Here is a 21,818-nt window from a genome sequence, read left to right as displayed (position 1 = left end):
TAAGGGAGTTTCAGCATATGAAGACGATCATCATTGCGCTGGCCGGCCTGGGCCTGACCGCCCCTGCATTTGCCCAAGCGCCTGCGGTGAATCGCAACGAAGCGATCTACTCCGCCGACGGCACCAAAATCGGCAAGGTGGATCGCGTGCTGACGGCTGCCGACGGCGCCGTATCCGCCGTTCGCGTCATCTATCGTGGCAAGTTCATCTCGATCCCCGCCACCACATTGACCGCAGGCGAGAAGGGCGTGACGACCAGCCTGTCGAATGCCGAGCTGAAGAAGCTGTGACTCCTTTCCCTGCGGTCTTGACGGGCCGCGGGGCATGGACCCAAGACGCGCCTCCGCTTAAAGCGGAGGCATGAGCGCAAACCAGCAACAGCCTGCACGGACTTCACGGCGGGGTCGGCCACCACGATCCGAAGGCCCCGCGCTTGACCGCGCGCGGCTGATCGCAACGCTGCTGGATATGGCGCGGTCCGACGGGATCGAGGCGCTCAACATCCGACCTGTCGCGCAGCGGCTGGGTGTGTCCCCGCGCCTGCTCTACCATCATGTCCGCGACAAGGAGGCGATGCTCGCCCTGCTGACAGACGAGATATTGCGCGGCCGGATGCCTGACCTGTCGGCGCCCGACTGGGAAAGCCGCCTGCGCAGCATCGCCCGTGCGGTGCACATGGCCTATCGGGATTTTCCGGGCTCCGCCGCCTTCATCCTGTCACGCAGCGCGAACCGGCTGGAGCAGCCCAATGCGCTGACGATCCGCCGCGCCATATTCGAGGCGCTGGCCGAGGCCGGGCTGACGCAACAGCAAAGCGACGAGATGCTGGTGATCTTCTCCGTCATCGTGCTGGGGAACGTCGTCGTGTCGGAAAGCCTGGATGACAATGACGACCGGCTGGCGATGCAGCGCAATGTCGTGGAAGCCGCCCTCACCCGCGCGACCGACATGCTGCTCACCGCGATCCGTACCGTCGCGGGAGCAGCCTGAGCTCCAGCCCCAGATTCAGCCCCAGATTCAGCCGAGGTCGGCGATGGACCGGACGGGGCGATCGATCCCGTCCCACGCGCAATGAGCGGCGTGCATCCGGTCGAGCGATGCCTCCATTGCGGTAGAAATCTCCATCAGTTCGACATAGCCGCCATTGCCTTCGCGGGTATCGAACAACGCGAAACGCTCGCCCGACGGCATCCGGCCGCTGAAGGCCATGGCATAGCCCTCGCCGGACAGCCGCGCCACGCCGTCGTCATAGGGAATGCGCAGCATGACATGATGATAGCCCTCACCATAACGGTCGAGCATTTCGGTGAAGACCGAAGGTCCGTCATTGGTCTGCTGGAGCAGTTCGATCAGCAATCCGCCGGAAAAGCCGAACGCGACCTTCATCGCCACCTGCGTTGGCGCGCCGCGATAGATCTGGCCCGGCAGCACGGGCACGTCGAACACGAAAAACGGCCCCGCGCCCATGACCCGCGTCCAGTGATCCAAGGCAAGCTCCATGTCGCGCACCACCTGGCACAATTCCAGTATAGAGCCCTTGGGCTGCATCATGCATCTCCCCAGCTCGCGCCATGGGTTCGCAGGCCATGCTGGCGCGCGCGGTCCCGCAACTGCTGTCCCCGCGCGGCGATGTCGACCCGGGGCACCCTTGCGTCCAAGTCGCGATCAATGGCCACAAGATCGATGACGCGCACGTCGCGGATGAAGCGGGCGGGATCGGCGCCGTCGGGTACGCCCTGCCAGCGCAGAAGCACCCAACCTTCTTCAAGGCCTGCCGTATCGATCCAGTTGGCGATGCCTGGATCGACGCCCGCCACCACATAGCTGATCATGCCATCGGTCGCTGGCGTGACCTGAGCGCTGTTGAGGCTGACCAGGCGCAGCATCGGATCGGGGGAGATGGTCCACGGATCGGCAATCTGGATGCCGGTATAATAGCTGCCCGCCGGATCGATCGTCACCAGCAACCCCTGCCCTTCCCCAAGGGCGAAACGCCCGCCAGCCAGATAGCCCCAGCCCCCGTCGCGGCCATTGGGTCCGATCAGCCGGTTGGGTTCGGGATGACCGAGAAAATCATTCTTGAACCCCGACCAGAAGGCGACCCAGGCTGGCAGGTCGGCGACGACGGTCCGGGCGATCTCCTCCTCGTCGCGCGGACGCATGTCGGCTGGCGGATCGAGGCGACGGACGCTGACCTGCGCCGGCACCTGCCGCCAGTCGCGCTGACTGTCGCGAGTATAGACCTGGATTCGTGCGCCCGGCTCGGTCCGTAAATGAGTCGCGCCGCCCTCCTGCGGGCCGACCGTCACAGTCACCTGCCCGTCGGCATCGCAGAAGGGCTTGAGTTGCTGGAGCGTCAGCGCGCCCAGATTGCGTCCCAGTCCCGCATGATGCGCCGGTTCGACCTCGGCCACGATGCTGAACTGCGGTGGATCGGCGGAAAAGCGGATGTCGACGGCATAGCGCCCGTCGCCGTCGATTGGAATCTCGCGGTTGAAATTGTCGGGATTGTCGATCGCCACCGCCGCGCCCGGATAGATATGGCCGAACCAGCGCCGCGGGGCATTGCTGATATTCCACACGACCCTGGGATCGGCGGGATCGCCATTGGCTTCGCGCATGGCCAGTCCCAGCACCCACTGATCAAGCGCCCGATCCAGCCCCAACCGTCCGTCGAGCGCGCCTGCGAGCGGGTCCGCGAGCAGCATGAGGCGCGCTTCTTCGCGCGCGGCACGGATGTCAGGCCGTTCGATGAGGCGCAGCGCCAGCTTTTCCGCCGCTGCCTGATCGTCGGTCCAGAGAGGGTTCGCGGTCATGAAATGGTCCCCACCCGGCCGCCTTCGGTGAAGATGGTGCTGCCGGTCGTGTAGCTGGAACCATCCCCCGCCAGCAAGATCGCTGCGCCGACCGCCTCGTCCGCCGCGCCGAAACGCTTGATCGCGTTGCGCTCGGCAAGGCCCAGCCCTTTGTGGATCGCGGCCTCTTGCCCGTCCGGGCTCATCGATCCGACGCACAGGCAATTGATCCTGGTGTGCGGCGCCTGCGTCTTAGCCAACTCGCGCACCAGGAAAAGCAGCGCCGCCTTCGACACGCCATAGGCGACGGCGGGCGGGATCGGCGTGAAGCCGCCGCAGCTCTGGACCGAAATGATGCTGCCCTTGCCATGCGCCTTCATATCGGCCTCCGTCAGTTCGGTCAGACGCCAGGTCGCCATGACGTTGACGTCCATCGCTGTCTTCCAGACTTCATCCGTGTTCGCCCAGAGCCCGCCATCTGCGGCATAGACGACGCCCGCCGCCGCATTGTTGAACACGATATGGATGGGACCGAAGGCGGCGCGCGCGCCCGCCACCAGCCGTTCAAGATCGCCCTTCTCGCCCGCGTCGGCGGCGATGGCGATCGCCCGGCCGCCGTCGCGAGCGTTGATCTCTGCCGCAATCCGGTCGAGCCGGTCCTGCGAGCGGGCCGAGAGAACCACGTTGGCGCCCAATTCGGCATAGGCCTTGGCGACATGTTCGCCGACGCCCGGCCCGACCCCGGTCAGGATGGCCGTGCGCCCGTCGAGGCGGAAACGGTCGAGAACACTCATGCTGGATACTCCAGAAGATAGGGGGTCAGGCGCGGTCGAACAGATGGCCGTAGCGCGCATAATAGTCGGCGAGCCGTCCATGCACCTCGCCCGGATCGATGCCGAACTGGTCGGGGCTGTGTCTGTGCTTACCGAGGCGGCTGGCGGCAGGATTGTTCGTCAGGAACTCCACGATGCGGTCACGATGGGGGTCGGTGAATGGCAGGCCGAACCGGTCGTAGATGCGCTCAATGGTCGCCATCGGGTCAGCGACGATATCGCGGTGGGCGAGGTCCAGGATGCGGCCCTCGATCGCTGCATCGTTGGCACGGGCCTGCGTCGCTCGCGCCAACCCCGCGCACCAGGTATCGACGACCGAGCGGCCGATCGCCTGAAGATCATTGGCGCCGCCGACCGCGGCCAAGAAGCCGGCGATCATGCTCGACAGCGAAGAAAGGGTCAGCACCGGATCGCGATGCGTCCACACCAGCATCGCGCCCGGATAGGTTTCCACCAGGCCCGGCAGGTCCATGAGATGCTGCGGCGATTTCAGCGTCCAACGGCCCCTTGGCCCTTTCCACTGGAAGTGCTGGAGAATCCGCTTGTGGGTGCGATATTGCCCTTCTGGCACGACGTCCTGCAGCCATCGGGCAAAGGCGGGCACGCCCAGTTCGGCCGGGAAATTGGTGCTGGCGAAATGCAGCATCATGCCATGGTTGCACTCGCCCGGCTGGGTGCAATCCATCCGCTGGATGTCGGCCAGTTGCGGCGCGTGCTTCAGCCAGTTTTCATAGATGGCCTGCACCTGCGCTATGCGCGGATCGCTGTCGAAACTGGATATTTCCGGCGCCGGCCAGGGGATATACCATTCCCATTCGCGCGGCGCCCGGGCCGCCGGATCGAGGCAAAGCAGGTCGTATGTGATCGTCGTCCCGGTGCGCGGCAGGCCGCAGACGATCAGCGGGTCGCCCACATCCTGCGCCACGATGTCAGGATGCAGCCGTTCGTCTTCGGCGAAGCGCAGTCGGGTCGCGAGCAGGCCGACGATTTTGTGATGCGCGGTGTCGCGTAACTGGGCGGACGGGTCCATCGCCTCGACTGCATCGACCAGCCGACGAAAGCCGGTCATGAAGGACAGGTCCGATCCAAAGTCCGACAGTCCGGTCACGGCGCGCGCTTCCGCGATCAGTGCATCGGCGGAAAGCGGCGCGCGCTCTGCGACAGCGCTTTTCATGAATGCCCTTCGACCGGCCGCTGCCGCATGACTCACCTCTCCATTTTATTATTCCACACTGTATATTTATTGATTGGGGCATCGGTCAAGCGGGCAATTCGCTTTTACACGCAGCGGCCCGTTTTCAGGCCGCCTTGTCTTCCACCGGCGTTAGATTCTTCATGAAGGCTACGAAATCCGGTCCGAGTTCGGGGATAGGCAGCCCCAGCTTTTCAGCCAGATACAGGGTCATGAAATTGTCGTTAAGCGATTTGTTGGTCGCGGGGATATTGCCGATGCCGACCTGCCGGTCGAAGGCGCCCACGGCGACCAGCGCCATACGGAGCGCCGCAACGATGTCATAGTAATCGAGATGCCCGGCCTTCTGGCCGCTTGCCGCTTCCCAGATGGCGATCGTCTCGTCCCTGGTCGGCAGGCCTTCCAGCCGAGTGATGCCGAAGCGACGGCCGAACAGATCGTCGAAATAGAGCCACCAGGCGAGGTCAAGCTCGGCCGGTCCCAGCGCCGCGAGTTCCCAGTCGATCAGCGCGTTGACCTGACCATCGGCGGAAAACATCACGTTCGATGGCGTGGGATCGCCCCACAGCACATTCACCCCCGCAACGGCCGGCATGTTGGCGCGCACATAGGCCATGGCTGCATCCACGATGGGCATGGCGCGGCCTCGGCCGGCCGCCTTGTGCCACGCTTCGAGCGCGCCGACATATTGATCAAGCCCTGGCTGCCCATTTTCAGGCTGGGCGAGAAATTCAAAGCCATCGCGCCAGTCGATCTTCGCCAGGCTGGCAAAGGCGTTGATGGCGTTCGTGAAGCTTTGCCGTCGCTGCGCCGGGCTCATCTCGACCAGCCAGCCCTCCAAATTATAGTTGGGCTTCTGCTTGGCGCATTCCCCTTCCACCTTGCCCATAACGAGGAAAGGCAGGCCGAGAATATCGGGGTCGAGATGCATGCCGATCCAGGGCGGGACGGGCAGGTCGCCCCGCGCATCGAGCGCCGCCATCATCTTGCCCTGTAGCGCCAGGCTGCTGCCGAACACCACTTCCAGGTCCATCGGTTGACGGCGAACCACGAGCGTCTGGCTCTGGGGACCGGCCGGATCGACATAGTCGACGTCGACGAAAAAGATGTCCGCCGAAAAGCCTGCGCCCAGCGTCACATCGAGCGGGCGAACGCGAATGTCGTGCCATTCGGGCTTTTCGCCCGCCAGCCAGTCTTGTAACTGGACGGTGAGACGATCGGGGGTCAGCAATTCCATGATTACAGCCCCTTCCCCGCCAGCGCGCGCTTCAGTTCTGTGGTGAGCGGCCCCATATCCTTGGGCGACGAGCCGTGCAGCAGGATTTCATCGGCGCCCGCGTCCAGAAAGGCCATTAGCTGGTCGGCGCACTGGGCTGCGGTCCCCACGGCAGCGCCTTCATCCAGCCATTGCTGCGGAATGAGACGACTGACATCGACCAGTTCCTGCCGTGTATAGGCCTGATCCGCCGGCTTGCCGTTGAGGCCGGCGATTTTGGGATGGGCGCGGATATCCTCCAGCACCTTCGTGTCCCATCCATTGATGTCGACGATCAGGTCGCCAAAGCCGGGCAGTTCGAAATAAGTGATGGCGCGGCCGCCGACGACGGCCTCCTCCTCCTCCTTGGGCAGGTCCGGGGCGACGATGATATTGTGATAGATGCGCACGGACATGGGATCACGGCCGGCCTTTTCGGCCGCGTCGCGGACAATCTTCGCGCTGTTCTTCACCCCCTGCGCCGACACGAAGGGATGCAGCAGCACGCCGTCGCAATGTTCGCCGGCAAATTCCAGGCTCTTGGGACCGATCGCGGTAAAGATGATCGGCGGCGGCGTGCCGCCATGACGATCGGTGAGGCTGATGGCGGGGAATTTGCCCAGCACGCCCTCATAATTGATCTTCTCGCCCGCCCAGAGACGCCGACAGATCGAGATCAGATCGGCCAGCCGTTCCATGGTGATCGGCGGCGAACCGAGCATTTTCATATAGGCCGGCACGGCCCGCGCGAACATCAGGCGGAACCGATCCCCGCTCATCGCCTGCATCATGTCGGCAACGCTGGCGGTGACGAGCGGATGGCGCATCGTCGCATACATGGTGCCGGTGATGCGAATCTTCGACGTGGCCTCGGCCACCGCGCCCGCCAGCACCGCCGGCTCCTTGAGCGCATAGCGTTCGGAAATCCACACGCAACCAAGGCCGATGCGCTCCGCTTCCTTCGCTTCGTCGATGCCGCGACGCGGATCGTTCACGCGGCCGGGCAGGATATAGGTGCCGAACTTATCGAAAAGTGCCCGTGCGCCCGGTTCCACCGCTTCCGTCATTCCCTTGTCCTCTCAAATATATGCCACTGCATTGCCGTTGGGAGGAGCATTGGCAACCTGTCAAACGGCAGGTCCGGGATGCACCTCGACATAGAGGCGGGCGAGCTTGAGCGCCGCGATTTTCCACTGTCCGTCCCGACGCACATAGCGTTCGGTATAATGGCCGAAACCGGTGATCGACTGGCCGCCGGGGATAGGGCATTTGCCCGGCGCCCAGACCACCCGGTCCTGCATCGCCGTGATCATGTCCGCCTCATCGCCGCGCAGGTCGATCTCCGACGAGTGGATCTGATGCGCCGACCGCGCATCGATGACCGCAGAGCGCACCTGCTCCAATATGGCGGCATGTCCGCTCATCGGCGGGTTGCCGGTATCCTCCTCGACATCCAGCACCGCATCGGGCGTGAACAGGGAGAGAAAGCCGTCCCAGTCCTTCGTGTCGAGAAAGCGGCAATAGCGCGCCTTCACGTTGCGGATCGCCTCATAGTCGAGCAGCCTGGCCAGATCGTCGCTCATTTAATCCTCCATCACCAGATGATACGCGTGTGCGCGCGGAGCGTACGTTCGCGGATCGCTTGCGCGCGCGCATCCGGTGTCACCAGCACGGTGTCAGCGGGTAGATGGCTGCGCACGTCGGCCAGCTTGACCTTCTTCGTCGTCGGCGTGGGCCGCTCGTCGGTGTTGAACCAGCGCCCCTGCACCGCGCCGCTGGCATAGCCCGACGTGTCGAGCCAGTTGTGGACGCCCGGGTCGCGCGCGGAAATGACGGCGCGGAAATAGCCGTCGCCGTCGAGCACGGCCTGCGCCGCGTTGAGACTGGACTGGTTATGATACCAGTCGGTCGTCTCATAAAGTTCGTTGGTCAGGATCAGTGACCAGTAGTCGACTTCCTTCGGGATCTGCACCTCGGTAATCAACGCCTCGTCATCAGCCAGCTCGTAGGCGCCCTCATAATAGGACTGCCGGGCAAGACCGGTCATCTGCGAGAAGTCGACGACTTTCAGCGTATTGATCAGCCCTTCGTCGCGCAGCTTCTGCACCTTGTCGGGGAACGCCAGCGCGCAGACGGTCGCGGTGGCCGGAATCTCGGCGAAACGGTGCGCCAGTTGCGCCAGCGTGGGGCGCCCCTTAGCGGCGTGATCTGTGTCCAAACGTACGATGCCGAAGCGTGGCTCGCGCTCGACGCCCCAGTCGCAGGCGACGATCCGCACCATCAGCTTCTCGGTCGCGGGTTTCAGTTCCCACCAGTCGCCTTCATAGCCGGTAGGCCGGGTCGGCGAGAGGATGGCATCGAAGGTTCCGTCAGCACCGATGTGCAGGTCGTCGAAATCATTTGCGTCCTGCGCGGGATGATGCTGCCCGGTGCGCAGCGTGTCCGGGCCGAGCTGTGCCAGGATCATCATCCGCGTAGTGCCGCGATCCCCCCGGATGCGATAGGTCCCGCCCCTTTCGATCAGCGCCGCCTTGTAGATAGTGTCCGCATTGGGCTGAAAGATATTCTGACAGATGTTAAGTTCGGGCACGAAGATCGGGTGACTGCGATCATGCATGATCGCGTCATTGGTCGTGCGCAGCACGCCCGACAGCAACAGCCGCACCGATTCCTGCATGACGCGGGGATCGCTGCGCAGCCTTTCCGGGATACGATCGCGCATCAACTGGCCCAGCGGACGAAGCTGGTCGAGCAGATCTTCCCATTCGAAAATGCCGTTGTCGCTCATCTCATTCTCCACCATATTCTTCCGGTTGACGGCCGACGCCCGGGCGATCCCGCCCGGCAGCAGAAGCCCGGCGAGGACGGCTGGCACGCCCGCGCAGATTTCCCGCCTAGTCTGTGGCAAGCAATTGCCTCAGCGCAGTACGCCGCTCCGCGTCGACGCCTGCCGCCTCGAAATACCCTTCAATCCCGCCCCATCGCGTCGCGACCATGTCGAGCGCGCTCAGGAGGAAATCATCCTGTACGCCGATCAGGATGGCCACCATGTCGTCGGGCGGCACAAAGCCGAAGGTTTTTTGCAGATCGCCCTTGAGATGACCCGACACGCGCAGATTCTGGCCGAATATATCGGATTTGCGATAATCCTCCATGATCACGGGACGCGGCACTGTGAGCAGCTCCAGGAACAGGGCGACGACGACGCCGGTTCGATCCTTGCCGGCGGTGCAATGGACCAGCATCGGCGTGTCCTGCGCCAGCAGCGCATCGACCATCCGCGACAGGTGCGGCAGAAAGGCCTGCGGCATGAGGCCGTAATTATGCGACATCACCTCGACGGCGTGCGCGGCGGTCGGCTCGCGACCGAGCGACAGCCACATGTCCTCCCCCTGCGCGCGCAGGTCGGTGTTCATGTCGAGGTCGAGAATCCGGCAATCCGGGCCGCACCAGCCATGCGGCGCCGCGTCCCTTTCGATCGTCGATCGGAGGTCCGCCACCGAGCGGAAGCCCAGGTCCGATAGCTCCGCATGATGATCCTCGAAGAAACTCGCCGGCCCTTCGGAGCGGAACAGGATGCCGGACCGGACCTGCCCTCCACCCGCAGTCGGCAGACCGCCTATGTCGCGGAAATTGAGGCGGGACAGGGCGATGGTCATGCAGTCAGTCCTTCACAGGCGGATAGGTAGGGACGACGGCACGCATCTGCGCCAGAAGGTCGGGCGCCATCCAGACATGCTCAACATAATGGCCCAGCGTCGCGCGCTCGTCGGTGTAGATATAGCGCAGCGAGTCGCCCAGCGCGCCTTCGAACACGACCGGGTGCCGCGTGAGGTCGAGCGAAGCGACATGGGCGTCCCAATGGGCAAGCGGTCCGTCAATCCGGGTCGCGACATGATGAAAGCGAATGGCCAGATCATCGCCCTCGGGCAGAAAATCGCTGAACAAGGGGGCCGTGTCACCCACCGGCTCGATCAGTTCGACCTCGACGCCGCCGACCACTGCTAGCGCGATCTTGAGCACCGGCTTGCCGGTCGGATCTTCGCCGGGCTGGATGTTCGATAATTCGAAGAAGCCAGGCGTGCCATAAGCGTCCTTGAGCGCGGCCATCGCCGCGTCGAGATCGTTGGTGACATAGGCGACCTGGCAATGCTGGCTGTTGGGCCGGGCGAACATGGATATCTCCTGCTAATATCGACAATCAGGCCGTAAAAGCCCGGCGCGGCACCTGCCGCTCGGTCAGTTGGCGGACATCTTGCCGCCGTCCACGACCAGCGTGTCGCCGGTGTGGTAGGCCGCCATATCGCTCGCGAGATAGACGACCGCGCCTTCCAGATCGGACGGCTTGCCCGCCCGCCCGAGCGGGGCCTTCGCTGCGACCACGTCTGCGATCATCCTGCCGACCTCCGGATCGGCAAATGTCATTTCGGTTTCGATGAAACCCGGCGCGATGACGTTGCAGCGCACGCCGATCGGACCGAGTTCGGCCGCCAGCGCCTTGCCAAGGGCGTTGAGCGCGCCCTTGGCAATGCCGTAATGGGCCATGGTCGGCACACCCTGGAAGATCGAGCCGCTGCCGCAGATGATCAACGAACCGCCCGGGTCGCCGGCTTCCGCGCGCGCCTTCATGTGCCGCGCACCCTCCCGCAGGGTGAAGACGGCGCCATCGAGATTGACGTCGATCAGCTTGCGATAGGTGGCGACGTCCATGTCGGTGAACGGCACCCGGCTGGCGACGCCGGCATTGGCGACCACCGTGTCGACCCGGCCCATTGCATCGAGCGCGCGGGCGAAGCCGGCGACGATCGCGGGCTCGCTGGACACATCGACGACATCGGCGAAGACCCGCACCCCATGCGCGCGCAATGCGGCCGCCGCCTCTTCATTCCTGTCGGCGCGCCGCCCCCAGAGGACGACGTCGCTGCCGGCACGGGCAAGACCGCGGGCAAAGCCGAAACCCAGCCCCGAATTGGCGCCCGTGACCAGCGCCACCTTGCCGCTCAGATCGAACAGATTTTCCGGCACGTCCATTCTCCCGATGGCCGCTCGAACGGCGGCGGCGCTTTGGCGCAACATTGCTGGCGACCGGGCCGATGAACAAGCGGCCCCAGTTTCGCGATCGTGCCAATGCCATCGCGAAACGGCCCTGGCTTCAATGCATCACGCCCTCTCGGAATTGCCGCGGCGTCAGTCCGGTCGCCTTGCGGAAGGCCGCCGAAAAGGCGGCCGCGCTGTCGAAGCCGCAATCCCAGGCGATGACCTTGATCGCCGGACCGGCCCGACGCAGCAACTGCTTCGCCCGGTCGATCTTGCGGTCGGCGACGTAGCGCGTGAGCGTCTGCCCAGTGGCGATCTTGAACTGGCGGAAGAAATGGCGGGTGGAAAGGCCGCATTCGGCCGCCAGTTCGGCGACGGACGGGGGTTTCCCCGGCTGTTCGACGCGATCCTCGATGCGTTGAAGCTGGGTTCGGGACATGCCGCCTCCTCCCGTTCCGCCATCGCGCGCCGAACCACGCAGATAGCGCTGCAATTCGATCGCAGCCTGAAGCCATATCGCCTGCGTTAGCATCTCGCTGCAAAAGCCGGGTTGCGCAATCTCGCCGGCGATACGCCGCAGCGCCTCGCGCACAGTCGGACTGCGCACGTCGAGCGAAGCCTGCAACGCGTCGCTCGACAGGTCCGGCCCGTCATGGTCGAACCCCATGCCGTCGAAGCCGCAGCATATCGACGTCTGTTCGCCCTCTCCCCATTCGGTATGCAATTCGTTTCGCGCCGGGACGAACAATATGTCGCCCAAGGCGCAGGCCCCGCCCTGCTGGATACCGCCATAACCGCCCCAGGGGCGACCGGGCCGGGGGGACAGCGCCAGATCGAGAAAACTGCGCGGCGATGAAAAGACCCCGCCCTGCTGGCCGCGAAATCGGTAATGATGCAATTCCATCACCACGCCGGGCAGCGCGATCCGACCCCGGACCGTGCAGTCCATCGTCGGCGTTACGGGCACGTCGTAGACCTGGGAAACAGCGTTCATCCAACCCCTCCGGACAGTTTCGCGCTCTGCGACATATTCGCCGCGCAGCATGGCGCTTTTGCCGGATATTTGGCGCGACGGCGATGGCTGGGCACCTTGCGAAAGAGAGGGCGGGCGCATTTAGATGTCGCATCGAAAAAAGGAGAGAAAGATGGGCAGTGCCGTGCAGGAAGAGGCCACGCGCCGTAACATCATCGACATCACCGACCTGCACCACCCTGCGCTGACCGATGTCCAGAAGCAGGTATTGGCGGGGGCAGAGGCTGCGGCAGATCAGATCATCCTGAAGCCCGAGGTCATATTGGCTGCGGCGCAGGCGCAGACAGGGCTGTCGGATTTCGGCGCGGACGATTTTCGCGAACGTCTGGCCGTCTGGTGCCAGGCAGTGGACGAAGATGCGAACGCTTCGGCGGTCACGCGGGCCAACCTGTTCCAGATGATGATCCGCCTTGCCGCGACTCGGCTGCGGATAGAAGACTTGGTCAGACGCCACCCGGAGATCTTGGACATCCAGATTGACCGGCCGATCATCGTCGCGGGCCTGCCGCGATCGGGCACCACGCATCTGCTGGGCCTGCTGTCGGCTGACCGCCGTTTCCGGTCGCTGCCATGGTGGGAAGCCATCGCGCCTGTCCCCGCGCCCGACGAAACCCCGACGGAAGAGGACAGCAATCCGCGCTGGACCAAGGCGGAACAGGGCTGGCGAACGATGGAATCGATCCTGCCCTATATGGCGATCATGCACGAATTTTCGCCCGATCATATCAGCGAGGATATCGAATTGCAGGCGGTCGATTTCTCCTCCTATCTGATCGAGTGGCTGGCGCATGTGCCGCGCTGGCGCGATTATTATCTGAACCACGACCAGTCTGGCACCTATGCCTATCTGAAAAAAGGGCTCCAGATCCTGACCTTCCTGAAAGGACCGAACCGATGGGTCATCAAATGCCCGCAACATATGGAGCAGTTGCCTGCTCTCTATAAGACTTTTCCCGATGCCACTTTCGTCCTGACCCATCGCGATCCGGTCGGGTCGATCCGGTCGCAGCTCACCATGTACAGCTATGCGGCGCGCATGTTGCGCAAATCGGTCGATATTCAGGAGCCTCTGGGCTACTGGCCCGACCGCTATGAAAAGCTGCTTCGCGCCTGCGTGCGCGATCGCGACATCCTGCCCCCCAAACAGACAATCGACGTCTATTTTCACGACTGGATCAAAAATCCCGATCCGATCCTGAAGGAAATCTATCGCATTGCCGATATCCCACTGACCGACGAGGCGCTGGCCGATCTGCACGCCTATCTGGCCGAGCATGGCGAGCAGGCCAAGGGCAAGATCGTCTACGATCTGGAGCGTGATTTCCATGTCACCGGGGAGGAATTGCGCCGCCCCTTTGCATTCTATTTTGATAGGTTCCCAGTAGAGGTCGAAGTGAAATAGCCTGTCTCAATACCTGTCTTTCGACAGGACGGAAAGCTGCGCGCGCTCACTAGGACGGGGCATCGCCTTCGATTGCACCAAAGGAATGCCATGCCGGAATTGAATGTCATCACCCGTGACGGCGCACAGCAGACGATCGACGCATCCGCCGACAGCTCGGTGATGGAAGCCATCCGCGACGCGGGCTTTGATGAGCTGCTGGCGCTTTGTGGCGGATGCTGCTCCTGCGCGACATGTCATGTCTATGTCGATCCGGCCTTCGCGCAGGCCCTACCCCCGGTATCGGAAGACGAAAGCGATCTGTTGGACGGATCGCCCCACCGCAACGACTATTCGCGCCTGTCCTGTCAGGTCATGATGACGGAAGCCCTGTCGGGACTTACGGTCACCATCGCACCTGAAGACTGAGCATAACCCCAATCCTGAATCAATGAGAGAGGATTATCGTGGCCTGGAAAGAAGAAATTCGTGAACAGCTGGACGTGTCGGGTTCGACCGTACTGACCGACAAGCAGAAGAAGATGGTCAAGCATTGGACCGATCTTCAGGAAACCCTGAACGCCGGCGATTTTGACGCCATGGACCGGTTTTTCCATCCCGATTTCCGCTATGGCAACCCCAACCGCCCCGACCTGGGCACCTATGAACAGTGGAAGACCTCGCCGGTCGCACTCTATAAGACCTTTTTCCCTGCCGCCTACAAGACCATCGACGCGGTCGGTAAGGGTGACGACGAAATCTGGATCTACGCGACCCACTACTGCAAGCATGTCGGCGGACCCTATATGGGCGTACAGCCGACCGGCAACGAGTTTCAGGTCAACTGGTTCTCCATCGTCAAGTTCAAGGACGACAAGATCGTCAGCATCTTCAGCATTTCCGACGTGTTGACCATGTTGAAGGACATTGGCGTGGTGGAAGTGCCCCAGCCGGTCGATCCCTACAAGTAAGCGACTGCGCCGCTGCCCTTCTTCCGCTTCGGTTAGGCGACCGGCGGCAGCAGGGCAGCGAGCAGGAACGTGGCCAGCCTGTCGGCATGTTCGACCGCGTGGACGTCATCGACCTCCTGCCCCGCCCCCAGCCGCTGCTGCATCGGCACGGCGCAGAAATAATAGCCGACCCCCTGGACCAGCAGCGCCATAAGCGCCGCAGTCGACAGACCGTGCACCGGCCGCTGGAGCCGTACCGCGTCAAGCAGGCCGTCGAGCCGCCGCTGGAACGGCAGCACGAAATGTTCGACGATATGATCCAGCCGCCAAGTCGAACGGCAACCTTCCACATTGGTCAGCGAAACGATGTCGCCATTGTTCGTCGCCCAAAGGCAGAAGCGCTGGATCAGATGGCGCAGCCGAACCTCCGGATCGGCCGGTTCATCAAAGGCGGCTTCGACGAAGGGCGAGGCCTGCGCCATCCGCCAGTCGACCGCGCGTACCCACAAATCTTCCTTCCGGCCAAATCGGACATTCAGGAGATTGTGACTGACCCCAAGCCGCTTCGACAGATCACGCAGCGTCGTGCCCTCATAGCCGCGTTCCGCGAAGGTCGCGAAGGCCAGACCCAGTAGCTTGTCCTCGTCCACGGCCTGGGCGGCATTGAGCGCGGGGCGACCGCGTGTGCGCTGGGGGCGATCGAGCATCAGCAAATCCATAGCGAAAAGACGTTGACATATAAATTGTCATCCGTCAATTTAATCGAAAGGAGAGTGGATAGCGCTATGAGTCTCGATTCTGATCTTTGGTGGGCTGTCGCACGGTCCGAGGAAGTGACCTCTCAAAAGCCCCTGTCCGTCGACATCGGCGATCAGCCGGTCGTGTTGTGGCGCGACAATCAGGGTATCGCCCGCGCGCTGGAGGATCGCTGCCCGCATCGTCGCGCGCCTCTGTCGCTCGGCTGCATCCGGGACAATGGCCAGATCCAGTGCGGCTATCATGGCTGGAGCTATGACGGCGAGACGGGGCGGCTCAAAGAAATCCCGAACATGAAGGATCAGCAGAAATTCCCGCCGATCTACAAGGCCAATGCCTTTGCGGTGACCGAACAGGCCGGCTTCGTGCGGGTCTGCCTCAACCCCAAGGCGCAGGCGCCGCTCAGCGCCGACCCGAAATATACCTATGTCGGCACCGTCAACGTCAGTTGCAGCCATCAGGAATATCTCAACGCTCTCTATGATGACCCCAGCCTGATCCTGTCGATCCGTGGTGTCCGCTTCAGCCCCTATCTGATGTCGGAACTGCACGAGGAAAACGGCCTGCTGGTGATGGAGCGCAACTGCCAGTGGCATCCGCTGCATTGGCCGTCGCACTTCGTGGCCGAATTTCCGCTCACCCTGCTGACGCGCACCCATCCGCTGACCGGCGAAACGCAACTGACGCTGCGTGACGACCAGTTTAACGATCTGCTCCATGCCGTCCTCTCGCCCGTGCCTTCGGCGCGGGGCGTGACGGCGGTACGCTGGCGCGCCGAACTGGGCGTGCGCCATCCAGGTGTGCGGGGCGCCGTGCTGCGCGGGATCAATCCGTTGTCGGTTCTCGCGTCGGTTGACGGATCGAAATTGCGCGCCACCAAGCCCACCGTCTCGCTGCATGGCGAGGATTTGCGCAAGGTGATGCTGGAAACCACGCCAGCGACCCATGATCAGACCGTAGCGGCCTGAAGGAGGATTTGAAGATGCTCGAAACCGCCGATCGTCCCGTCTCGCACGACGACAATTCCGCCGCGCCATCGGGTGGCAGCCCGATCGCGCTGAATGCCATCAACCGCTGGGTGCCGCATAATCTGGTGATGCGCGACAGCTGGTTTCCGGTAGCGCATGATTATTCCGTGACCGGCAAGCCCGTCCGTCGCGCCGTCTATTCACACCCCATCTTCCTGTGGCGCGACAATGGCGTCGCCGTGGCGAGCGAGTTCCATCCCAATGAGCGGATCGCCCGCGACAAGAGCGAGTTCACCAACGCCCAGGGCCGCTATCCGGTAATGGAGCATTATGGCGTCGTCTGGGTATGGTTCGGCAATCCGCTGGCCGCCGATCCCCGCCATTTGCCCAGCCTGCCCTTCCTCCCGCCCAAGGGGGGCCTGCCGCGCCACATGACCGCGACCGTCCGTTTCGAAAGCTCAGCGCCGATCAGCCTGGAAAACCTGATCGACCTCACCCATGCCGACTTCCTGCACGCCGATGTCGTCGGCGACGAACGGTCGGACAGCGAGACAGTGGAAACCTTCTACGACAGCGAGACCGTCACGATGGTCCGCACCTGCGTCAACAAGTCGGTCGCGCCGGTGATGAAGTTCTTCAGCGGCATCAAGCAGCCGACCCAGAATGTGCGGCAGGTGATCCGCATCTATCTGCGCTCTCACTGCGCGATTGCCTATGGCCGCTTTAGCCCCGGCGACGATGTGCCTCTGTTCCACCCTTGCACGCCCGAAACACGGGACCGCACGCGGATGGAAATGGTCATGAACACGTCCAACGCGGGACTGATGTTCCGTCATGTCATGCCCAAGGCAGGCTACAAGGTGTCGCGGCAGGACAGCTATATGACGTCCCCGCAAAGCCCGCGCTACATGCGCCATACCGACCGCAAGGACCTGCACAGCAAGTTCGACCAGGCCGGGCAGCGCTATCGCATGGCGATGATGGAGCTTGCGGACCGGCAGGCGAATGGCGATTTCGCCTATCGTGACAATGTCAGCGCCGATTGCAGCGACATCATTGGCCTGCGCAAGGAACTGTTCCAGTTCTGATCTGATCTCTCCCCATGGGCGGACGGCAGCGTCCGCTCTTTTTTCTTTTCGGAGACGCCATGTCCACGCTCGTCAATGCCGTCGGCGGTCAACGCCGCTGGTGGGCCGTCATGCCTACCCTGCCCGCCCCCGCCATGGCGGGCATCGGCCAGCAAATGGAACAGGCGGGTTTCGAAGGCTGCTTTTCGCTGCAGATTTACGGGCCGCCCTTCGTGCCGATGGCCGCTACCGCCGCGCTGACCGACAGCCTGAAGGTCGGCACGGGCGTCGCCATCGCGGGAACGCGCAGTCCGGTGGAGACCGCTTATGCGGCGATGGACGTCGATCGCATTTCCAATGGCCGTTTCGTGCTGGGGCTGGGCTCCAGCATCAAGAGCTGCGTCACGGGCATGTATGGGGAGCCGGAACGCAAGCTGCTGTCGCACCTGCGCGAAAGCGTCAAGGTCATCCGCTACGTCATCGCCAACGCGCATAAGGGGCTCGATCCGGTCGCAGGGGAATATTTCTCCGCCGATTTCGAGGAAATGATGCTGACCGCCCCGCCGGTGCGGGAGGAAATCCCGATCTGGATCGCAGCACTGCAGGACAAGATGACCGCGCTGGCGCTGGAGGTCGGCGACGGCCTGATGGTCCATGCCCTCTGGTCGGCAGCCTATACCAAGAGCCGCCTGCCTTTCATCACCGACACGCTGGCCCAATATGGCCGCAAGCGCGGGGATATCGAAATCAACGCCTGGCCGTGGATTGCGGTCAATGACGACAAGCAGAGGGCGATCGACGACAGCCGCGCCACCGTTGCGGCCTATTCGGGCTACAAGGAATATGAGCCCTTCTTCGAGGCGATCGGCTTCGGCGATCAGGCCCGCGCCTGCCAGCTCAGCCTGGGCGAGCATGGCGATATCGGCAAGGTCATCGGCAATGTTTCCGACGATATGGTCGAAGCCTTCGTGACCTGCGGGCCGGTGGACGAAGTGCTCGAAAAGATCGAGCCGTTCTGGGATGTTGTGGATTCGCTTTGCCCGATGACGCCCTATCGGGACCTGACCATGGAGCAGTTGACCGACTATAATGCGGGCCTGTTCAAGCTGGTGGCGACCGCCCGAGCGCGCGCGGGCATGGTTGCCGAACCGGCGTAGCAGCCTGCGGCCCTCTCAGAAGTTGAAACGGCAGAAGCCGGGATCGGGATATTCCTTATCCCGGCTTTTGCCGTTAACCCGCCCGAAAAGGATCATGCCAGCACCAGTGTCTCGGCCATGGCTTTGCCCGCGATGAAGCCGGTCACCATGGCCGGGCCGACATTGCAGCCATGGGCCGGCGACTTGCCGCGCCAAATGGAATTGGCGTCGAGTCCTGCGGCGAACAATCCCTCCACCGGCGCGCCATCGGTGCCGATCACGCGGCACTGCGCGTCGATCTTGAGGCCCACGGTCGTCGACCCGTCGCCCGGATGGATTTTGATGGCATAGAAGGGCGCGGTTTCCACCCGGCCCAGGCACGGGTTGGGCTTATGCTTGGGATCGCCGATCTCGATGTCGATCTGCGTGTCGCCCTTGCCGAAATCCGGATCCTTGCCGGTCTCGGCATAGCGGTTCATCTTCGCGACCGTCGCCATCAGGCCATCGACGTCCACCCCGATCTTGCCGGCCAGTTCGCGCAGGCTGGGCGCTTCCGTGACATAGCCCGCCGCGATCAACTTTTTCAGGCCGCCACCGCCGGGATAGACCATGCCCATGCCATATTTCTTGATGAAGGCGGCGTCGCCGATGATGTGGGCGGGCACGGTGCCGCTCTTGTGCATGGCCTCCACGAAATGGACCGAAGCCTCGTTCCCGAACCGCTCGCCCTTGGCATCGACCGCGATGCAGCCGGGCTTCGACATGTCGATCAGATGGGCATAGCGCGCGACATAGCCGTCCGGCCGCGTCATCTTCGACACCACGGCCCAAACCGCATTGACAAGATTGTCGCCGTCCAGCGAAGCGCCGGCATCCAGCCCCATATTCATCCCGTCGCCGGTATTTTCATAGGGGAGGATCGAGACATGCTCCTCGGCATAAGGGATGTAAGCCTTGCGCAACTGCTCGCTGGCGGAAAAGCCGCCCGACGCCAGAAGCACGCCGACCCGCGCCGCGATATCCTCGCCATTAACGCGCACACCGGTCACGCGGCCGGCCTTCACCAGCAACCGATCGACGGCGGCGTCCTTGCGGAGCGTGACGCCGGTATCGATCGCCGATCGGATCAGCCGCGCCGCCAGCGCGTTGCCCATGGTCAGCCGCGTACCGCGCGGATAGCGACGAACCTTATCCAGGCCGAACTTCGCGGCCAGCTTGCCGAAATGGAACAGCGACTTGGGCGAGGGCATTCCCGCCAGATAGGGTAGATCGAACAGATCGATCATGAAGCCGCCCGGCGCATTGAACTCCTCGCGCGCGGGACGAAGATCGGCGAAATGATCGCCCAGTTTCTTACCGTCATATTCCTGCGGCGACAGCAGGCGGCCATGATCGGCCGCACCGGGGACTTCCGGATACCAGTCACTACTGGGCGGCGAGAGCAGGAAATGCACCTGGCTGTTCTGGTCCAGCCATTCCACCATTTCCGGACCGGCATCGAGATAGGCGTCGATCAGCGCGGGATCGGCCGTCGGTCCGATGACGTCCAGCACATATTGGCGCGCCACGGCGCGGCTGTCCTCGACACCGGCCGCCCTGGCCTGCGGACTGTCGGGGATCCAGATGCCGCCGCCCGAAACCGCAGTCGTGCCACCGAAATGTGCGGCCTTTTCCAACACCAGAACCGACAGCCCGGCAGACGCGGCCCTGATCGCTGCCGTCATGCCGGCCGCGCCCGATCCCACCACCACAACATCATATTCGGCCATCAAGTCCTCCCGATCCTTCTTTCGAGAACCAAGAGGGAAAAGCGCAGCCTTCCGCGCCTTTCCCCCGGCAGGTTTTCAGATTTTGGGCATGATTTCCTCGGCCACCCATTGGAGCCGATCGAGATATTCGGTCAGCCCGGATATCCCCGGCGGCAGAGGAACGATGGTTTCATTGACCCCCAATCCCTTCAACCAGCCCACCTGATCGATGACCTTCTGCGCATCCCGCGTTCCGGGCGCGCGCGGGTCATCCATGATCTCGTGATGGGCGCCGACGTTGAGCATTTCCAGTGCAAAGAACAGATCGATCGGCCGCCCGTCATATTCCGGCTGCGAACGGATGAAATCGAGGCATTCGGGGAATTTTTCCGGTGGCGTACGGAAGGGCGACCAGCCATCGCCGAATTTCGCCACCCGCCTGAGCACCGGTTCGGCGTCGCCCCCGAGCCAGATCGGCAAGCGCGGCTGCTGCACCGGCTTGGGCGCGAAACCGACATTCCTGAACCGAACGAATTCGCCTTCAAATTCGGGCTTTTCCGACGTCCACAATTCGATGATCGCGGCGATATACTCGTCGGCCATGCGTCCGCGCTGGTGGAAATCGACATTCAGCATGTCGAACTCTTCCTTCAGCCAGCCGACGCCGAACAGGGCCGTGGCCCGCCCGCCGCTCAGCCAGTCGAGGGTCGACCAGGCCTTGGCCTGAACGATCGGACTCTGCAGCGGCAGGATTGACACCGAGGAGCTTAATTTCATCGTCTTGGTGCGGCCGGCCAGGAAGGAGAGGGCAACCGTGCCATGGACATAATGGTCGCCTGACAGGCCAATATGATCTTGCGGAATGATGAAATGTTCGCCCAACATGCACTTGTTGAAGCCCAGTCGATCGGCCGTCGCCATCGCCTGTCCGATGTCGTCCCCGGTCAGGCTGTATTCCCAAGCTTGCGTCATTGCCGCGACATGCATGCTGTTGGGCACGCCCACGTTCAGTTTCATCGACCGATCCTCCCTGATTTCCAGATCGGCAGGTAGAATGGCCGGGATCGGTTCGACCACACCTTCCCTTGGGAAGGATAGCGCCGGTCAAGATTTCAGTCTTGCCGCGCACATATCATGCAGTTCAGCCAAATCGGCGGGCGTGTCGATATCGAAGCCAAGAGCGGCCCGTTCCACGATCGCGGCCCCCGGACGCTGCTGCCTGTGGGGCGTAAGGCTGTCCCGTCCGAAGGCGAAGCGGAAGGGGTTGGCGTCCCGGAGTGCCACCGCATTTGTGCCGCGGCCGTGCCGATCCGGCGCGAAGGCACAGCCGCGATCGTCAGCGGCAGTCAGCAAGGCCTGGACGTCTTGCACCGTCAGATGCGGCAAATCGGCATGGATCACGAGCAAGGGGCGATTGCCCAATTGCGCCCGCGCGCTCTCCAACTCTGGATTGAGGCCTCTGCCGCTGTCGGGCAACCAATGCGACGGCCATTCGGATACTTCCGTCGGCGCAAGAAGGTATAGGGAATTGATCGCATTCACATTGGACAGACAGGTCATGACCCGCGCGGCCATCGCCGACGCCAGCGCCATGCGTTCGGCCGGTTCCAGCGCTTCCCGAAGTCGCGACTTACTTTCCACACCCTGTTTCAAGGGGACGAGGGCAG

General features: G+C 63.1%; 24 protein-coding genes. 8 read left to right on the top strand and 16 right to left on the bottom strand.

Going from position 1 to position 21,818, the window contains the following annotated elements:
- The first annotated feature begins 17 nt into the window (after positions 1-17).
- Positions 18-290 (top strand): PRC-barrel domain-containing protein, encoded by a 273-nt coding sequence (locus tag LL253_RS10945; RefSeq protein WP_062731365.1) that lies wholly within the window; start codon positions 18-20, stop codon positions 288-290.
- Positions 291-360: 70 nt separating this feature from the next.
- A complete protein-coding gene (locus tag LL253_RS10940) occupies positions 361-990 on the top strand; it encodes a TetR/AcrR family transcriptional regulator (protein ID WP_037543843.1) in 630 nt (209 codons plus the stop codon).
- Between the two features lie 27 nt (positions 991-1,017).
- Here LL253_RS10940 and LL253_RS10935 read toward each other — a convergent pair whose 3' ends face one another.
- The 12 genes from LL253_RS10935 to LL253_RS10880 all read right to left on the bottom strand — a co-directional run bounded on the left by LL253_RS10935 (position 1,018) and on the right by LL253_RS10880 (position 12,106).
- On the bottom strand, positions 1,018-1,551 hold the full coding sequence (locus tag LL253_RS10935) for a VOC family protein (RefSeq protein ID WP_062731366.1): 534 nt from the start codon (positions 1,549-1,551) through the stop codon (positions 1,018-1,020).
- Positions 1,548-2,816: a hypothetical protein gene (locus LL253_RS10930; RefSeq protein ID WP_062731367.1), complete on the bottom strand. Its 1,269-nt coding sequence runs from the start codon at positions 2,814-2,816 to the stop codon at positions 1,548-1,550. Before LL253_RS10930 ends, LL253_RS10935 begins: the two co-directional genes overlap by 4 nt.
- Entirely contained in the window at positions 2,813-3,589 is a 777-nt protein-coding gene (locus LL253_RS10925) for an SDR family NAD(P)-dependent oxidoreductase (RefSeq protein WP_009823710.1), read from the bottom strand. The genes LL253_RS10930 and LL253_RS10925 overlap by 4 nt, the downstream gene beginning before the upstream one ends.
- Positions 3,590-3,614: 25 nt before the next feature.
- Positions 3,615-4,802: a sulfotransferase family protein gene (locus tag LL253_RS10920; protein WP_228227164.1), complete on the bottom strand. Its 1,188-nt coding sequence runs from the start codon at positions 4,800-4,802 to the stop codon at positions 3,615-3,617.
- 124 nt (positions 4,803-4,926) lie between these two features.
- Entirely contained in the window at positions 4,927-6,057 is a 1,131-nt protein-coding gene (locus LL253_RS10915; RefSeq protein WP_062731369.1) for a phosphotransferase family protein, read from the bottom strand.
- A 2-nt stretch (positions 6,058-6,059) separates the two neighbouring features.
- Entirely contained in the window at positions 6,060-7,142 is a 1,083-nt protein-coding gene (locus LL253_RS10910) for a TIGR03857 family LLM class F420-dependent oxidoreductase (RefSeq protein WP_009823713.1), read from the bottom strand.
- Between the two features lie 60 nt (positions 7,143-7,202).
- Positions 7,203-7,658 carry a nuclear transport factor 2 family protein gene (locus LL253_RS10905; protein WP_062731370.1) on the bottom strand — a complete coding sequence of 152 codons (456 nt, stop codon included), beginning with the start codon at positions 7,656-7,658 and terminating at the stop codon, positions 7,203-7,205.
- A gap of 11 nt (positions 7,659-7,669) precedes the next feature.
- Positions 7,670-8,950: a DUF1214 domain-containing protein gene (locus LL253_RS10900; RefSeq protein WP_228227163.1), complete on the bottom strand. Its 1,281-nt coding sequence runs from the start codon at positions 8,948-8,950 to the stop codon at positions 7,670-7,672.
- Positions 8,951-8,969: 19 nt separating this feature from the next.
- A complete protein-coding gene (locus tag LL253_RS10895) occupies positions 8,970-9,734 on the bottom strand; it encodes a tyrosine-protein phosphatase (protein ID WP_062731371.1) in 765 nt (254 codons plus the stop codon).
- A 4-nt stretch (positions 9,735-9,738) separates the two neighbouring features.
- Positions 9,739-10,251 carry a VOC family protein gene (locus LL253_RS10890; RefSeq protein WP_062731372.1) on the bottom strand — a complete coding sequence of 171 codons (513 nt, stop codon included), beginning with the start codon at positions 10,249-10,251 and terminating at the stop codon, positions 9,739-9,741.
- A 63-nt stretch (positions 10,252-10,314) separates the two neighbouring features.
- Complete coding sequence (locus tag LL253_RS10885) at positions 10,315-11,106, bottom strand: SDR family NAD(P)-dependent oxidoreductase (RefSeq protein ID WP_062731373.1); 792 nt, start codon at positions 11,104-11,106, stop codon at positions 10,315-10,317.
- A 121-nt stretch (positions 11,107-11,227) separates the two neighbouring features.
- Positions 11,228-12,106, bottom strand: a complete 879-nt coding sequence (locus LL253_RS10880; protein WP_062731506.1) for a helix-turn-helix domain-containing protein — start codon at positions 12,104-12,106, stop codon at positions 11,228-11,230.
- Between the two features lie 151 nt (positions 12,107-12,257).
- Between LL253_RS10880 and LL253_RS10875 the strand changes: the two genes are divergently transcribed.
- The 3 genes from LL253_RS10875 (at position 12,258) to LL253_RS10865 (ending at position 14,497) form a co-directional block, all read left to right on the top strand.
- Positions 12,258-13,547, top strand: a complete 1,290-nt coding sequence (locus LL253_RS10875; RefSeq protein WP_062731374.1) for a sulfotransferase family protein — start codon at positions 12,258-12,260, stop codon at positions 13,545-13,547.
- Between the two features lie 90 nt (positions 13,548-13,637).
- A complete protein-coding gene (locus LL253_RS10870) occupies positions 13,638-13,955 on the top strand; it encodes a 2Fe-2S iron-sulfur cluster-binding protein (RefSeq protein WP_062731375.1) in 318 nt (105 codons plus the stop codon).
- Between the two features lie 38 nt (positions 13,956-13,993).
- On the top strand, positions 13,994-14,497 hold the full coding sequence (locus LL253_RS10865) for an ester cyclase (RefSeq protein ID WP_062731376.1): 504 nt from the start codon (positions 13,994-13,996) through the stop codon (positions 14,495-14,497).
- Between the two features lie 32 nt (positions 14,498-14,529).
- Here LL253_RS10865 and LL253_RS10860 read toward each other — a convergent pair whose 3' ends face one another.
- Positions 14,530-15,183, bottom strand: a complete 654-nt coding sequence (locus tag LL253_RS10860) for a TetR/AcrR family transcriptional regulator (RefSeq protein WP_228227162.1) — start codon at positions 15,181-15,183, stop codon at positions 14,530-14,532.
- 78 nt (positions 15,184-15,261) lie between these two features.
- Between LL253_RS10860 and LL253_RS10855 the strand changes: the two genes are divergently transcribed.
- The 3 genes from LL253_RS10855 to LL253_RS10845 are packed head-to-tail and all read left to right on the top strand — an operon-like array spanning position 15,262 to position 18,424.
- Positions 15,262-16,200, top strand: a complete 939-nt coding sequence (locus LL253_RS10855; RefSeq protein WP_009823724.1) for a Rieske (2Fe-2S) protein — start codon at positions 15,262-15,264, stop codon at positions 16,198-16,200.
- A gap of 14 nt (positions 16,201-16,214) precedes the next feature.
- A complete protein-coding gene (locus tag LL253_RS10850) occupies positions 16,215-17,288 on the top strand; it encodes an aromatic ring-hydroxylating dioxygenase subunit alpha (protein WP_062731378.1) in 1,074 nt (357 codons plus the stop codon).
- Between the two features lie 59 nt (positions 17,289-17,347).
- The gene (locus LL253_RS10845; RefSeq protein ID WP_062731507.1) at positions 17,348-18,424 is read left to right on the top strand and encodes an LLM class flavin-dependent oxidoreductase; all 1,077 of its coding nucleotides are present in this window, start codon (positions 17,348-17,350) and stop codon (positions 18,422-18,424) included.
- 92 nt (positions 18,425-18,516) lie between these two features.
- On the opposite strand, the gene LL253_RS10840 is transcribed toward LL253_RS10845, so the two are convergent.
- The 3 genes from LL253_RS10840 to cofC form a co-directional block, all read right to left on the bottom strand.
- Positions 18,517-20,172: an FAD-dependent oxidoreductase gene (locus LL253_RS10840; RefSeq protein ID WP_062731508.1), complete on the bottom strand. Its 1,656-nt coding sequence runs from the start codon at positions 20,170-20,172 to the stop codon at positions 18,517-18,519.
- A 75-nt stretch (positions 20,173-20,247) separates the two neighbouring features.
- Positions 20,248-21,228, bottom strand: a complete 981-nt coding sequence (locus tag LL253_RS10835) for a TIGR03619 family F420-dependent LLM class oxidoreductase (protein WP_009823728.1) — start codon at positions 21,226-21,228, stop codon at positions 20,248-20,250.
- A gap of 27 nt (positions 21,229-21,255) precedes the next feature.
- Entirely contained in the window at positions 21,256-21,804 is a 549-nt protein-coding gene (cofC, locus tag LL253_RS10830; RefSeq protein ID WP_037543848.1) for a 2-phospho-L-lactate guanylyltransferase, read from the bottom strand.
- Positions 21,805-21,818: the final 14 nt, after the last annotated feature.

Source organism: Sphingobium soli (genome assembly GCF_020782245.1).
In the GTDB taxonomy this organism is placed as follows: domain Bacteria; phylum Pseudomonadota; class Alphaproteobacteria; order Sphingomonadales; family Sphingomonadaceae; genus Sphingobium; species Sphingobium soli.
This window is presented reverse-complemented; position numbering and strand designations above follow the sequence as displayed.

Bases quoted from the DNA above. Each gene is read 5' to 3' on its own strand.
- LL253_RS10885 (WP_062731373.1), bottom strand. From the start codon at position 11,106: ATGGACGTGCCGGAAAATCTGTTCGATCTGAGCGGCAAGGTGGCGCTG.
- LL253_RS10850 (WP_062731378.1), top strand. From the start codon at position 16,215: ATGCTCGAAACCGCCGATCGTCCCGTCTCGCACGACGACAATTCCGCC.
- LL253_RS10895 (WP_062731371.1), bottom strand. From the start codon at position 9,734: ATGACCATCGCCCTGTCCCGCCTCAATTTCCGCGACATAGGCGGTCTG.
- LL253_RS10860 (WP_228227162.1), bottom strand. From the start codon at position 15,183: ATGCTCGATCGCCCCCAGCGCACACGCGGTCGCCCCGCGCTCAATGCC.
- LL253_RS10945 (WP_062731365.1), top strand. From the start codon at position 18: ATGAAGACGATCATCATTGCGCTGGCCGGCCTGGGCCTGACCGCCCCT.
- LL253_RS10910 (WP_009823713.1), bottom strand. From the start codon at position 7,142: ATGACGGAAGCGGTGGAACCGGGCGCACGGGCACTTTTCGATAAGTTC.
- LL253_RS10870 (WP_062731375.1), top strand. From the start codon at position 13,638: ATGCCGGAATTGAATGTCATCACCCGTGACGGCGCACAGCAGACGATC.
- LL253_RS10940 (WP_037543843.1), top strand. From the start codon at position 361: ATGAGCGCAAACCAGCAACAGCCTGCACGGACTTCACGGCGGGGTCGG.
- LL253_RS10905 (WP_062731370.1), bottom strand. From the start codon at position 7,658: ATGAGCGACGATCTGGCCAGGCTGCTCGACTATGAGGCGATCCGCAAC.
- LL253_RS10935 (WP_062731366.1), bottom strand. From the start codon at position 1,551: ATGATGCAGCCCAAGGGCTCTATACTGGAATTGTGCCAGGTGGTGCGC.
- LL253_RS10915 (WP_062731369.1), bottom strand. From the start codon at position 6,057: ATGGAATTGCTGACCCCCGATCGTCTCACCGTCCAGTTACAAGACTGG.
- LL253_RS10890 (WP_062731372.1), bottom strand. From the start codon at position 10,251: ATGTTCGCCCGGCCCAACAGCCAGCATTGCCAGGTCGCCTATGTCACC.
- LL253_RS10840 (WP_062731508.1), bottom strand. From the start codon at position 20,172: ATGGCCGAATATGATGTTGTGGTGGTGGGATCGGGCGCGGCCGGCATG.
- LL253_RS10880 (WP_062731506.1), bottom strand. From the start codon at position 12,106: ATGAACGCTGTTTCCCAGGTCTACGACGTGCCCGTAACGCCGACGATG.
- LL253_RS10845 (WP_062731507.1), top strand. From the start codon at position 17,348: ATGTCCACGCTCGTCAATGCCGTCGGCGGTCAACGCCGCTGGTGGGCC.
- LL253_RS10930 (WP_062731367.1), bottom strand. From the start codon at position 2,816: ATGACCGCGAACCCTCTCTGGACCGACGATCAGGCAGCGGCGGAAAAG.
- LL253_RS10920 (WP_228227164.1), bottom strand. From the start codon at position 4,802: ATGAAAAGCGCTGTCGCAGAGCGCGCGCCGCTTTCCGCCGATGCACTG.
- LL253_RS10875 (WP_062731374.1), top strand. From the start codon at position 12,258: ATGGGCAGTGCCGTGCAGGAAGAGGCCACGCGCCGTAACATCATCGAC.
- LL253_RS10925 (WP_009823710.1), bottom strand. From the start codon at position 3,589: ATGAGTGTTCTCGACCGTTTCCGCCTCGACGGGCGCACGGCCATCCTG.
- LL253_RS10855 (WP_009823724.1), top strand. From the start codon at position 15,262: ATGAGTCTCGATTCTGATCTTTGGTGGGCTGTCGCACGGTCCGAGGAA.